The sequence below is a fragment of the Streptomyces anthophorae genome (genome assembly GCF_049310305.1).
Classification (GTDB): domain Bacteria; phylum Actinomycetota; class Actinomycetes; order Streptomycetales; family Streptomycetaceae; genus Streptomyces.
Window position 1 is genome coordinate 5,097,362 of sequence record NZ_JBLWQQ010000001.1, and the last position, 12,577, is coordinate 5,109,938.

9 protein-coding genes are annotated in these 12,577 nt (G+C 72.0%); 7 read left to right on the forward strand and 2 right to left on the reverse strand.

The features are described 5' to 3' along the window. Nucleotides 1-167 precede the first annotated feature (167 nt). The 6 genes from ACNYS0_RS23245 (at nucleotide 168) to ACNYS0_RS23270 (ending at nucleotide 7,550) form a co-directional block, all read left to right on the forward strand. Complete coding sequence (locus tag ACNYS0_RS23245; RefSeq protein ID WP_422407996.1) at nucleotides 168-971, forward strand: redox-sensing transcriptional repressor Rex; 804 nt, start codon at nucleotides 168-170, stop codon at nucleotides 969-971. Then, nucleotides 968-2,605: a glutamyl-tRNA reductase gene (locus tag ACNYS0_RS23250; RefSeq protein WP_422476410.1), complete on the forward strand. Its 1,638-nt coding sequence runs from the start codon at nucleotides 968-970 to the stop codon at nucleotides 2,603-2,605. The genes ACNYS0_RS23245 and ACNYS0_RS23250 overlap by 4 nt, the downstream gene beginning before the upstream one ends. Continuing rightward, nucleotides 2,602-3,564: a hydroxymethylbilane synthase gene (hemC, locus tag ACNYS0_RS23255; RefSeq protein WP_422476411.1), complete on the forward strand. Its 963-nt coding sequence runs from the start codon at nucleotides 2,602-2,604 to the stop codon at nucleotides 3,562-3,564. Before ACNYS0_RS23250 ends, hemC begins: the two co-directional genes overlap by 4 nt. Beyond that, complete coding sequence (locus ACNYS0_RS23260; RefSeq protein WP_422476412.1) at nucleotides 3,561-5,240, forward strand: bifunctional uroporphyrinogen-III C-methyltransferase/uroporphyrinogen-III synthase; 1,680 nt, start codon at nucleotides 3,561-3,563, stop codon at nucleotides 5,238-5,240. Before hemC ends, ACNYS0_RS23260 begins: the two co-directional genes overlap by 4 nt. A gap of 99 nt (nucleotides 5,241-5,339) precedes the next feature. Then, nucleotides 5,340-6,332 (forward strand): porphobilinogen synthase, encoded by a 993-nt coding sequence (hemB, locus tag ACNYS0_RS23265; protein WP_422476413.1) that lies wholly within the window; start codon nucleotides 5,340-5,342, stop codon nucleotides 6,330-6,332. Between the two features lie 45 nt (nucleotides 6,333-6,377). After that, nucleotides 6,378-7,550 carry a winged helix DNA-binding domain-containing protein gene (locus tag ACNYS0_RS23270; protein WP_422476414.1) on the forward strand — a complete coding sequence of 391 codons (1,173 nt, stop codon included), beginning with the start codon at nucleotides 6,378-6,380 and terminating at the stop codon, nucleotides 7,548-7,550. Nucleotides 7,551-7,635: 85 nt separating this feature from the next. On the opposite strand, the gene ACNYS0_RS23275 is transcribed toward ACNYS0_RS23270, so the two are convergent. Then, nucleotides 7,636-7,815 (reverse strand): hypothetical protein, encoded by a 180-nt coding sequence (locus ACNYS0_RS23275; RefSeq protein ID WP_422476415.1) that lies wholly within the window; start codon nucleotides 7,813-7,815, stop codon nucleotides 7,636-7,638. Between the two features lie 205 nt (nucleotides 7,816-8,020). Continuing rightward, on the reverse strand, nucleotides 8,021-10,999 hold the full coding sequence (gene afsR / locus ACNYS0_RS23280) for an SARP-family global regulator AfsR (protein ID WP_422476416.1): 2,979 nt from the start codon (nucleotides 10,997-10,999) through the stop codon (nucleotides 8,021-8,023). Between the two features lie 241 nt (nucleotides 11,000-11,240). Here afsR and ACNYS0_RS23285 point away from each other — a divergent pair, with 241 nt between their 5' ends. Next, nucleotides 11,241-12,509: an amidohydrolase family protein gene (locus tag ACNYS0_RS23285; protein WP_422476417.1), complete on the forward strand. Its 1,269-nt coding sequence runs from the start codon at nucleotides 11,241-11,243 to the stop codon at nucleotides 12,507-12,509. The last annotated feature ends 68 nt before the right edge of the window (nucleotides 12,510-12,577 follow it).

A 12,577-nucleotide genomic window follows, 5' to 3' on the forward strand; every position in this document is an offset into this window, starting at 1 on the left:
GCGCCGGTTCCAGGGTGGCGCGCGGGGCGCGCGTGAGCCCGGTCACGTTGGCCGGGCAAATCGGACACCATCTTTGTGCACGCGTTCACAAAGACATAGCCTGCATTCGACGGGGCGGTCGAGTAGCAGGGTGCCGCCCACAGCCCCGCTCTACCCGCAGGAGCACCGTGGCAACTGGCCGAACTCACCGACCGGCGACCCGCAGCCGAGGGATTCCCGAGGCCACCGTCGCCAGGCTTCCGCTGTACCTCCGAGCCCTCACCGCACTGTCGGAGCGCTCGGTGCCCACGGTCTCCTCCGAGGAGCTCGCGGCCGCCGCGGGGGTCAACTCCGCGAAGCTGCGCAAGGACTTCTCGTACCTCGGTTCGTACGGGACCCGCGGCGTGGGCTACGACGTCGAGTACCTCGTCTACCAGATCTCACGCGAACTGGGCCTGACCCAGGACTGGCCGATCGTGATGGTCGGTATCGGTAACCTCGGTGCCGCGCTTGCCAATTACGGTGGTTTCGCCTCCCGCGGCTTCCGCGTCGCGGCACTGATCGACGCCGACCCGGCGATGACCGGCAAGTCCGTCGCGGGCATCGCCGTGCAGCACGCCGACGACCTCGAGAAGATCATCGACGAGAACGGCGTCTCCATCGGCGTCATCGCGACCCCGGCCGGTGCCGCTCAGCAGGTCTGCGACCGGCTCGTCGCCGCGGGTGTCACCTCCATCCTGAACTTCGCGCCGACCGTCCTTTCCGTGCCGGACGGCGTCGACGTGCGCAAGGTCGACCTCTCCATCGAGCTTCAGATCCTCGCGTTCCACGAGCAGCGCAAGGCAGGCGAGGCGCCCGACGACGGTGCCGCCGCCGAGGGCGCCGTGGGCGTCGAGGGCCCGGCCGCCAAGGTCACCAAGCCCGCCGCCGAGAAGAACAACGACGACCGCAAGGGACCCGACGGGGACGTGCCCGCCGTGATGCCGGCATGAGCCTCCTCGTCGTAGGTCTGAGCCACCGCAGCGCCCCCGTCAGCGTCCTGGAGCGTGCCGCGCTGAACGCGGACACCCAGGCCAAGCTGTTGCAGGACACGCTCGCCGCCGAGCCGGCCGCCGAGGCCGCGGTGCTCTCCACCTGCAACCGCATCGAGCTGTACGCGGACGTGGACAAGTTCCACGCCGGTGTCGCCGAGCTGTCGACGCTGCTCGCGCAGCACAGTGGCGTGGGTCTCGAAGAGCTCACTCCTTATCTTTATGTGCACTACGAGGACCGGGCGGTGCACCACCTGTTCTCGGTGGCGTGCGGGCTCGACTCGATGGTGGTCGGCGAGGGCCAGATCCTCGGCCAGATCAAGGACACCCTCGCGCGCGCCCAGGAGCTGCACTCCGCGGGCAAGCTCCTCAACGACCTCTTCCAGCAGGCCCTGCGGGTGGGCAAGCGCGCCCACTCGGAGACCGGGATCGACGGGGCCGGGCAGTCGCTCGTCACCTTCGGCCTGGAGCAGCTCGCCGCCGGGCAGCCGGTGGACGCGTGGGCGGCCGGGAAGCGGGCGCTCGTCATCGGCGCCGGTTCGATGTCCTCGCTCGCCGCGGCCACGCTCGCGCGGGCCGGGGTCGCCGAGGTCGTCGTCGCGAACCGGACGGCGGAGCGCGCCGACCGGCTCGTCGAGATCTTGAGCGAGGGCGGCACGGCGGCCCGCGCGGTCCGGATGGACGCCGTGGCGGACGAACTGACACGTGCCGACGTCGCTATCTCCTGCACCGGCGCGACCGGTCTCGTCCTGACCGCGGAGGCCGTACGTTCCGCCGTCGCCGGTCGCACGCCGACCGCGGGCGCCGAGGTGCCGGGCGCTTCTGCCCCCGTCTCCGGCAGGCCCGCCGGGGAGGCGGCGCCGGTCGTCGAGACCGTGCGCGGTGGCTTCTCCGTCGAAGGCGAGGCCGCGGTCGCCGGATTCGACGCCGCCGCCCTGGAACAGCACGGCGCCTGGGTCGACAACGCGCCCCGCGAGCAGGTCCGCCCGGTCCAGGCATCCGAGGCCGAGACCATCGCCGCCCTCGCCGTCGCCGGGCGGGTCCCGGAGATGCGCCGCGAGCGCACTCCCGAGCCCGTACGGCAGGTGGCGCTCGCCCTGCTCGACCTGGCGATGCCGCGCGACGTCGACGCGGCCGCGCACCGGATCGACGGGGTCCGCCTCGTCGACATCGAGTCGCTCGCCGACGCCTCCGCCGACGCGCCCATGGCCGCCGACGTCGACCTGGTGCGGACGATCGTGGCCGACGAGGTCGCCGCGTTCGGCGCCGCGCAGCGGGCCGCGCACATCACGCCGACCGTCGTCGCGCTGCGCACGATGGCCGCGGACGTGGTGGCGAGCGAGATCGCCCGGCTCGACGGCCGGCTCCCCGGGCTCGACGAGAAGCAGCGCGCGGAGATCACCCAGACCGTGCGGCGCGTGGTGGACAAGCTGCTGCACGCGCCGACCGTACGGGTCAAGCAGCTCGCCGCCGAGCCCGGCGGCGCCGGGTACGCGGACGCCCTGCGGACCCTGTTCGACCTGGACCAGGAGACGGTCGCGGCCGTCTCCCGGGCCACCCCCCACGAAGAAGGCAAGAATCGAGGCCCGGCATGACCGCCGAGAAAGCCCTGAGGCTGGGCACCAGGCGCAGCAAGCTGGCCATGGCCCAGTCCGGGCATGTGGCCGAAGCCGTAAAGCAGTTGACCGGCCGCGAGGTCGAGCTGGTGGAGATCACCACGTACGGTGACACCTCCCGCGAGCACCTCGCGCAGATCGGCGGCACCGGTGTCTTCGTCACGGCGCTGCGCGACGCGCTCGCCCGGGGCGAGGTCGACTTCGCGGTGCACTCCCTCAAGGACCTGCCGACCGCGCAGCCCGAGGAGCTGGCCCTCGCCGCCGTACCGGTGCGCGAGGACCCGCGTGACGTGCTGATCGCGCGCGACGGACTGAAGTTCACCGATCTCCCGGCGGGTGCCCGCGTGGGTACCGGTTCGCCGCGGCGCATGGCGCAGCTGAACGCGTACGCGCGCAGCCACGGCATGCGGATCGAGACCGTGCCGATCCGTGGGAACATCGACACCCGGATCGGTTTCGTCGAGAAGGGCGAGCTGGACGGTGTGGTCCTCGCGGCCGCGGGCCTCAGCCGCACCGGTCGCAGCGAGGAAGTCACCGAGTTCCTCCCGACCGACATGATTCTGCCCGCCCCCGGCCAGGGGGCACTGGCTGTCGAGTGCGCCGCCAACAACGGTGAACTCGTCGCCGCGCTCGCCGAGATGGACGACCCGTTCACACGGGTCGCCGTGACCGCCGAGCGAGCCCTGCTCGCCGCCCTGGAGGCCGGTTGCAGCGCACCTGTGGGTGCGCTGGCCGACCTTCTGGTCGACGGGCAGATTGTCAAGGAAATGCGCCTGCGCGGCGTCGTCGGCTCGACCGACGGCTCCGAGCTGGTGCAGCTGTCCACCACCGGTCCCGTGCCCTCGTCGGACGACGAGGCGCTGGCACTCGGGCGGGAACTCGCCGCCGAGATGCTGGCCAAGGGTGCGGCCGGTCTGATGGGGGAGCGAGCACGATGAGCCCCACCACCGCTGTATCGACCGCCTGTGCACCTGGGCACGTCACCTTCCTGGGTGCGGGTCCCGGAGATCCGGGGCTGCTGACCCTCAGGGCCGTGGAGGCCCTGTCCCGAGCGGATGTGCTGATCGCCGAGCCTGAAGTGCTCGACGTCGTGCGGACGCACGCCAAGGCAGGCGTGACCGTCCTCGACGCCACGGGCACCCCGGAGCGTGCGGCGACCACTGACGGTTCGTCAACTGCCGTCGCGGTCCCGGCTCTGAGGGACTGGGCCAATCTTGTCATGGAGGCCGCGCGGGGCGGCAAGCGGGTCGTGCGTGCGGTCGCGGGCGATCCCGGCCTCGACACGTACGCGGCCGAGGAGATGCTCGCCTGCGCGACGGGCGGCGTCACCTTCGAGGTCGTGCCCGGCATCGCGGCGGCCGTGGGCGTGCCCGCGTACGCCGGTGTGCCGCTCCGTGACGACCAGGGTGCCGACGTCCGCTTCGTGGACGCGGCCACCGCCTCCGAGCGCTGCTGGACCGAGGTCGGCGCGTCCGACGGCACGGTCGTCGTGTCGACGACGCTCGACGCGGTGGGCTCCACGGCCGGTGAGCTGGTGGCGGCGGGCCGCAAGCCCGACACCCCGCTGTCGGTGACGGTCGCCGGTACGACGACGCGGCAGAAGACCTGGACGGCGACGCTCGGCACGATCGCGCAGACCCTGAAGCAGGCCAAGGTGCTGCCCTCGCCCGAGGGCAACCGGCCGGTCATAGCCGTGGTCGGTGAGCGCAGCGCCGCCGCCCAGCGCGACCAGCTGTCCTGGTTCGAGTCGAAGCCGCTGTTCGGCTGGCGCGTGCTCGTCCCGAGGACGAAGGAGCAGGCGGCCTCGCTCTCCGACCAGCTTCGCTCCTACGGCGCCGTGCCGCACGAGGTCCCGACCATCGCGGTCGAGCCCCCGCGCACGCCGCAGCAGATGGAGCGCGCGGTCAAGGGCCTGGTGACGGGCCGCTACGAGTGGATCGCCTTCACCTCGGTGAACGCGGTCAAGGCCGTCCGCGAGAAGTTCGAGGAGTACGGGCTCGACGCCCGCGCCTTCGCCGGGATCAAGGTCGCCGCGGTGGGCGACCAGACGGCGCAGGCCCTCATCGCCTTCGGCGTGAAGCCGGACCTGGTGCCGAGCGGCGAGCAGTCGGCCGCCGGTCTCCTGGAGGACTGGCCGCCGTACGACCCGGTCTTCGACCCGATCGACCGTGTCTTCCTGCCGCGCGCCGACATCGCGACCGAGACGCTCGTCGCCGGGCTCATCGAGCTGGGCTGGGAGGTCGACGACGTCACGGCGTACCGGACCGTGCGTGCCTCGCCGCCGCCGGCGGAGACGCGTGAGGCGATCAAGGGCGGCGGCTTCGACGCGGTGCTCTTCACCTCCTCGTCGACGGTGCGGAACCTGGTCGGCATCGCGGGCAAGCCGCACAACGTGACGGTGATCGCCTGTATCGGTCCGGCCACGGCCAAGACGGCCGAGGAGCACGGGCTGCGGGTCGACGTCATGGCGCCCGAGCCGTCGGTGCTGAAGCTGGCGGCGGCGCTTGCGGACTTCGGTACGAAGCGGCGGCTCGCGGCCATCGAGGCGGGGGATCCGGTGACGCGGCCGAGCGAGCGGCGTCCGGGGTCGCGGCGCAGGCGCGCGGCTCCGTAAGGAAGAGTGTGGGGCGGGCATTTTCCGGGCTTACGGGCCCGGATGCCCGCCCTTCTGTTTTCACGGGTATCCCGTAGGTAGGTAGAGGTGACAGGTTCAGTGACTCGGTACGGTTCTTTTCCCGGTGCGCGGCCGCGGCGGCTGCGGACGACTCCCACCATGCGGCGCATGGTCGCCGAGACGCGGCTGCATCCGTCCGACCTGATCCTCCCCGCGTTCGTGCGCGAGGGGATCGACGCCCCCGTGGAGATCGGCTCCATGCCGGGCGTGTACCAGCACACCCGTGACTCCCTGAAGAAGGCCGCGGCCGAGGCCGCCGAGGCGGGCGTCTCCGGGATCATGCTGTTCGGCGTGCCGCTGGACGAGAAGAAGGACGGCCGGGGCACGGTCGGCACGGACCCCGACGGCATCCTCCAGCTCGCGCTGCGGGACGTGCGTTCCGAGGTCGGGGACGATCTGCTGGTCATGTCCGACCTGTGCCTGGACGAGTTCACGGACCACGGCCACTGCGGCGTCCTCGACGAGCAGGGCCGGATCGACAACGACGCGACGCTGGAGCGGTACGCGGAGATGGCGCAGGTCCAGGCGGACGCGGGCGCCCACATCGTCGGCCCGAGCGGCATGATGGACGGTCAGATTGGCGTCATCCGGGACGCGTTGGACCAGATCGGCCGCGAGGACGTCGCCGTGCTCGCCTACTCGGTGAAGTACTCCTCCGCCTTCTACGGCCCGTTCCGCGAGGCCGTCGGCTCCTCGCTCCAGGGCGACCGCAAGACGTACCAGCAGGACCCGGCGAACGTCCGGGAGTCCCTGCGGGAGCTGGCGCTCGACCTCGAGGAGGGCGCCGACATGGTGATGGTGAAGCCGGCCGGCCCGTACCTCGACATCCTGGCCCGGGTCGCCGACGCGTCCGACGTGCCGGTCGCGGCGTACCAGATCAGCGGCGAGTACGCGATGATCGAGGCGGCGGCGGAGCGCGGCTGGATCGAGCGGGACAAGTCGATCATGGAGTCGCTGCTCGGCATCAAGCGGGCCGGCGCGAACATGATCCTCACGTACTGGGCCACGGAAGTGGCGCGCAAGCTGGACTGACGTTTTCGGGGTGCGCGGGGCGGGCCGTGCCGGAAGAATTCCGGCATGACCACGAACTCGATCTCCGCGCAGGTCCTCAACAGGTCGACTCTGGCCAGGCAGTTGCTGCTCGGCCGGGCGGACGTGGGGGCCGAGGAGGCACTACGGCGGGTCGTCGCGCTCCAGGCGCAGCAGCCCGCTTCGCCGTATGTGGCGCTGTGGAACCGGGTGGCGGGGTTCGAACCGGGGGACCTGGACGCGGTGTTCGGCGGGTTCCGGGCGGTGAAGTCGACGCTGATGCGGATCACGCTGCACGCGGTGCATGTCGACGACTACCAGGACTTCCGGGCGGCGGTGGAGCCGACGGTGCGGGGTGCGCGCCTTGGGGATCCGCGGTTCCGGGCGTCGGGTCTGGTGGCGGAGGACGCGGACGCGCTGCTGCCTGAGCTGTTGCGGGTGGCTGAACACCCGCGTACGGCGGGGGAGTTGGCGGACTGGTTCGCGGGGCGGGCCGGTCCTGACGGCGAGGAGCTGGTGACGGCCTGCCGGATGCTGCGGCAGTACGCGCCGCTGTGGCATGCGCCGGTCGAGGGCTCACCGTGGTCGTACGCCTCCGACAAGCGGCAGCTGTTCGTGGCGGCGGAGGCGGGTGCGCGGCCGCGGCTGCGGGAGCCGGAGGCGGTGGCCGCGGGGCTGCGGGCCCTGATCCGCCGCTACCTGGCGGGGTTCGGGCCTGCGTCGGTGGCGGACATGGCGCAGTTCGCCCTCGTGCAGAAGGGGCGGGTGCGGGCGGCGCTCGACGAGGACCTGGTGCGGCTGACGGGGCCGGGCGGCGAGGTGCTGTACGACGTGCCGGGCGGGGTGCTGCCCGATCCGGAGGTGCCCGCGCCGCCGCGCCTCATGGCGATGTGGGACAGCGTCCTGCTCGCGTACGCGGACCGGGGCCGGGTGCTCCCGCCCGCGTACCGGAAGCATGTGACCAGGGTGAACGGGGACGTGCTGCCGACGGTCCTCGTGGACGGCTACGTGGCCGGTGTCTGGCGCCTCGCCGCGGACGGCGGCGGCGTGGAGGTGGGCGCGTTCCACCCGCTGCCCGAGGCGGCGTGGGAGGCCCTGGAGACCGAGGCGCGGGGCGTGGCCCGCCTGCTGATGGGCCGGGACCCGGGGGCCTACCGGCGCTACGACCACTGGTGGGACAAGGGGCTGCCGGTGGCGGAGACGCGGATGCTCGGCCTTTAGCGGGCGGCGCTGGTTGCGGACACACCTCGGCCGCGGCGGTTCCCCCTCCGGTCCGCCGCGGCCGATCCCCGTCTCCGTGGTGGTCTCAGGCCTTTTCGCTGGATATGTGCGAGTCCTGCGGGGTGATGGTGCCGTCGGAGATGTGGCTGTCCTGCGGCTTCACCTCGTCGAGTTCCTCGCTCGAGATGTGACTGTCGAGCGGCTTCACCTCGTCGAGCTCTTCGCTCGAGATGTGGCTGTCCTGCGGCTTGATCTTGTCGCTCATGGCGATGATCTCCCTGTAGGTGGCGTACGTGCGGAGGACGTCCGCCCGGCAACTCCCCCGTGGGTTGCCGGGCGGCCGTCGTAGGGCCGCACCGTAACGGCCGGCCCGACCGCCAATCCGTCTGCCCCCCGACGCGACGGGTCGGCAATGAAGAGAGTGGCGTGCCGCGATAAACGAATGATGAACGGCCGCCTGAAGGGGACGCCTACGCCGCGACGGGCTTCAGCAGCGTCCGGACCTCAGCGGCCTCGGGGGAGCCGAGACGCTCGTAGATGGCGAGGGCCTCGCTCCAGCAGGCCTGCGCCCGGTCCGGCTGGCCGAGCATCGCCAACGCCTTGCCGAGAACGGTCAGTATGCCGCCGCGCCGCCACTCCCCGCCGATGCCGCGCAACGCGATGGCCTGTTCGGCATGGGCGGCGGCGAGCGGGGCGCGCTTGGCCGCGAGGTGCACCTCGGCGAGCCGGAGGTGCGTGACGCCCTCCCACAAGGGCTGGCGGTTCTCGCGGAAAATACCCAGTGCGGCGGTGAGTTGGTCGAGCGCCTCGCCGTATCGCTGCGCCGCGGTCAGTGCCAGGCCGAGGGCGTACCGTCCGTTGGCCAGGCGCAGGGCCGTGCCGAGACGGTCGTAGACCTCGATGCCCTGCTCGGCGAGCTCTATGGCGCTGTCGGGCCTGCCCTGGGCGAGGTGGATGCGGGAGAGGTTGCAGAGCGCGCTGGCCTCACCCGGGGTGTTCTTGTCCGCGCGGAAGTTCTCGAGGGCCACCCGAAGGTATGTGTCCGCCTGGTCGAGGTCGTTGCGGTAGAAGGCGATGATGCCGCGCTCGTGCGGTGCGTGGCCGTTCGACCAGGGGTCCGATGCGGCGTCCAGGTCCATCGCGGCCGCGGCCGCCCGCTCCGCCTCGTCGAAACGGCCCGCGAACGCCCACACCTGGGACAGCGTCGTCTGCGCCCGCGCCTCGGCGACGGGGTCGCCCAGCTCGCGGGCCTTGTCGCGCAGGGCGACGGCCGCACGCTCGTACCGCAACGAGCCGGCGCCCGACTCGGACAGGTCCTTGGCCACGAGGATGAGGCTCGCCGCCCGCTGCAACAGGTCCGCCCGAAGCGACTGTTGGAGGCAGGCCAGCAGGCACTCGGACTCGGCGAACAGCCAGTCCAGAGCCGCTGTCTGGTCCTGGAAGGAGAGGCCCGGGTGGTCCGTCGGCGCCACGTGGTCCACCAGGCGGTCTCCCGGCCGTTCGATCGCGTAGACGCGCGTCGCCGTCGCCAGATAGAAGTCAAGGAGCCGCGACAGCGCAGCCTCCCGCTCCCCGACCGTCTCGTCGCGCTCCGCGCACGCACGCGCGTAGAGGCGGACGAGGTCGTGGTAGCGGTAGCGGCCAGGAGCGGCGGATTCCAGGAGAGAGGTGTCGACCAAGGACTCCAGGACGTCCTCCGTCGACTCGATGTCGAGGTCCAGGACCGCGGCGGCCGCCGCCAGGGAGATGTCGGGGCCGTCCGCGAGGCCCAGGAGGCGGAAGGCGCGGGACTGGGCGGGTTCCAGCTGTCCGTAGCCGAGTTCGAAGGTGGCCTTGACGGCGAGGTCGCCCGCCTGGAGCTCGTCCAGGCGGCGGCGCTCGTCCGCGAGCTTCGCGGCGAGCACCGACACAGTCCAGGTGCGGCGGGCCGCGAGGCGGGAGGCCGCGATGCGGATCGCCAGGGGGAGGAAGCCGCAGGCCGCGACGACGTCGAGGGCCGCCTTGCGCTCCGACGTCACCCGTTCCTCGCCCACGATGCGGGTGAACAGGAGCAGCGCCTCGTCGGGGGACATGACGTCCAGGTCGACGAGGTGCGCGCCCACCAGGTCGACCATCCGGACCCGGCCCGTGATCAGCGCCGCGCACCCCGCCGTGCCCGGCAGCAGCGGTCTGACCTGCGCCGCGTCCCGCGCGTTGTCGAGGAGGACCAAGGTCCTGCGGCCGTCGAGGGTCGAGCGGAACAGGGCTGAGCGCTCCTCCAGGGACTCGGGGACCGCGGAGTCCGGGGTGCCGAGGGCGCGGAGGAAGGAGCCGAGGACCGTCTCGGGTTCGGCGGGGCGCGGGCTCGTGCCCTGGAGGTCCACGTAGAGCTGCCCGTCGGGGAACGCGCCGCGGGCCGCGTGCGCCACGTGCACGGCGAGGGTGGTCTTGCCGACCCCGCCGATGCCCGCCACCGCCGAGACCGCCATCACGGAGCCCGCGCCCGATTCGCGGGACGCGGCGGCGAGGGTGTCGCCGAGCTCCGTCACGAAGGACGCGCGGCCCGTGAAGTCCGGGACGGTGGCCGGGAGTTGGGCCGGGCGCTGCGGTGTCTGGGAGTGCTCCGCCGGCTGCGCCGAGGGCTCCGACAGGGACGGGTCGGCCTGGAGGATGCGCTGCTGGAGCTCGGAGAGGCCGGGGCGCGGGTCCACCCCGAGCTCGTCGGCCAGGAGGCGGCGGGTGTCCGCGTAGACGGCGAGGGCCTCGGCCTGGCGGCCCGAGCGGTAGAGCGCAAGCATCAGCAGTTCGCGCAGGCGCTCGCGCAGCGGGTGGTCGGCGGTCAGGGCCGTGAGGGCGGAGACCGCCTCCGCGTGGCAGCCCTGCTCCAGGTCCATGTCGAGGCGGGTTTCGAGGAGTTGCAGGCGCCACTCCTCCAGGCGGGCGCGCTCCGTCTCCGCGTGCGGGCCCGGTACGTGGGCCAGCGACTCGCCGTCCCACAGGTCGAGCGCCTCGTTCGCCAGCGCCCGGGCCAGGCACAGGTCGGCGGACTGCCGCGCCCGCTCGGCCCGCGCCGCGAGCGCCTCGGCGGCCGCGAGGTCCAGGGCGTCCGGCCGCGCCATCCGCAGCGCGTAGCCGCCCGCCTCGGTCTCCAGGACGCCGGGGCCGAGGATCTTGCGCAGCCGCGAGGCGTAGGTGCGGATCGCGGCCAGCGCCTGCGAAGGCGGCTCGTCGCCCCATACGGAGTCGATCAGTTCGGCGGCCGTCGCCGTGCGGCCCTGGCGCAGCAGGAGGGCGGCGAGGAGCGCGCGCTGCTGCGGGGAACCGGTGGGCAGCGCCTCGTCGCCGCGCCAGGCCCTGACCGGGCCGAGCACGCTGAAGCGCAGGTCGGAGCCCGCGGCCGGGGCCGCGCCCGGGGGTTCCTCGGGCGGGGCGGCATGCCGCTGCTCCGGTACCCGCGGTCCACCGACCATTTTCCCTGCTCCCTGCCGCCGCGTCCGCACGGGTCGTTCCGCGCACGTCATTCTGTCGCGCCGTCCAACCGGCGCGCCGTGTTGCGCGCACATCAAAGACAACTGCCGTCAGTTTGCCTTGTTCCTGGGGGAAACGTCAGCCATGGAAGGCACCCATCACAGAGACCACACGCGTAAGCCAACGGGAACCACTGTGCCCCCACTAGCTGACGGGTCGTCAGATCGGCGCTACCGTGAGCGCATGGAGACCACGGAGACAGAAAGCACTCGAAACGCTCAAAACCCTCTGGAATCGGCCGACTTCCCGCGCATCATCTCCGTCGACGACCACACCGTGGAGCCGCCGAACGTCTGGTCCGACCGGCTGCCGAAGAAGTTCCGCGACACCGGGCCCCGTATCGTCCGCGCCCCGCTGAAGGAAATGACCTTCCTGGGCGGGAAGTTCGCGCCGGTCATGGGCGCGCCCGGTGACGAGGGGCCGATCGGCGACTGGTGGGTGTACGAGGACCTGCACCGCCCGCTGACCCGCCTGGACACGGCGGTCGGCTACGACAGGGACGAGATCAAACTCGAAGTCATCACGTACGAGCAGATGCGGCCGGGGTCGTTCAGCGTGCCGGAACGGCTCGCCGACATGGACGTCAACCACGTCCAGTCCGCCCTCTGCTTCCCCACCTTCCCGCGCTTTTGCGGGCAGACCTTCACCGAGGCCAAGGACCGGGAGCTCGGGCTGCTCGGCGTGCAGGCGTACAACGACTGGATGGTGGAGGAGTGGTGCGGGCCCGAGGCGCGGGGGCGGCTCATACCGCTGACCCTCGTGCCGCTGTGGGACCCCGAGCTGGCGGCGGCGGAGGTGCGGCGCAATGCCGCGCGCGGGGTGCGGGCGGTCGCGTTCTCGGAGATCCCGCCGCATCTCGGGCTGCCGTCGATCCACGGCGACGAATGGGACCCGTTCCTCGCGGCGTGTGCGGAGACCGGGACCGTCATCGCGATGCACATCGGGTCGAGCAGCAAGATGCCGTCGACGTCGCCGGACGCGCCGCCGGCCGTCGGGTCGACGATCACCTTCGCCAACTGCTGTTTCTCGATGGTGGACTGGCTGATGAGCGGCAAGTTCGAGCGGTTCCCGCAGCTGAAGATCATGTACGCGGAGGGGCAGATCGGGTGGATCCCGTACATCCTTGAGCGGGCGGATGTGGTGTGGGAGGAGAACCGGGGGTGGGGCGGTGTCGCCGACAAGGTGCGCAAGCCGCCGTCCGAGTACTTCGCCGACCACGTCTTCGGCTGCTTCTTCGACGACGCGTTCGGGCTGAGGAATCTCGATTCCATCGGGGTCGGGAACGTTCTCTACGAGACGGACTATCCGCACTCCGATTCGACGTGGCCCAAGTCGAAGGAGGTCGGTGAGGCGCAGATGGGGCACCTGGCGGCGGATGTGGTCGAGCGGATCGTGCGGGGCAATGCGATTGACCTGCTCGGTCTGGATCCGGACGGGTGCTGGAGGCCCTGACCGGTCGCCCGGCACCGGTGTTGCGGTCGCGGGGCGGTGCCCCTGGCCGGTCCCCCGGCACCGGTGTT

Bases quoted from the DNA above. Each gene is read 5' to 3' on its own strand.
- ACNYS0_RS23250 (WP_422476410.1), top strand. From the start codon at position 968: ATGAGCCTCCTCGTCGTAGGTCTGAGCCACCGCAGCGCCCCCGTCAGC.
- hemC (WP_422476411.1), top strand. From the start codon at position 2,602: ATGACCGCCGAGAAAGCCCTGAGGCTGGGCACCAGGCGCAGCAAGCTG.
- ACNYS0_RS23260 (WP_422476412.1), top strand. From the start codon at position 3,561: ATGAGCCCCACCACCGCTGTATCGACCGCCTGTGCACCTGGGCACGTC.
- ACNYS0_RS23270 (WP_422476414.1), top strand. From the start codon at position 6,378: ATGACCACGAACTCGATCTCCGCGCAGGTCCTCAACAGGTCGACTCTG.
- ACNYS0_RS23275 (WP_422476415.1), bottom strand. From the start codon at position 7,815: ATGAGCGACAAGATCAAGCCGCAGGACAGCCACATCTCGAGCGAAGAG.
- afsR (WP_422476416.1), bottom strand. From the start codon at position 10,999: ATGGTCGGTGGACCGCGGGTACCGGAGCAGCGGCATGCCGCCCCGCCC.
- ACNYS0_RS23285 (WP_422476417.1), top strand. From the start codon at position 11,241: ATGGAGACCACGGAGACAGAAAGCACTCGAAACGCTCAAAACCCTCTG.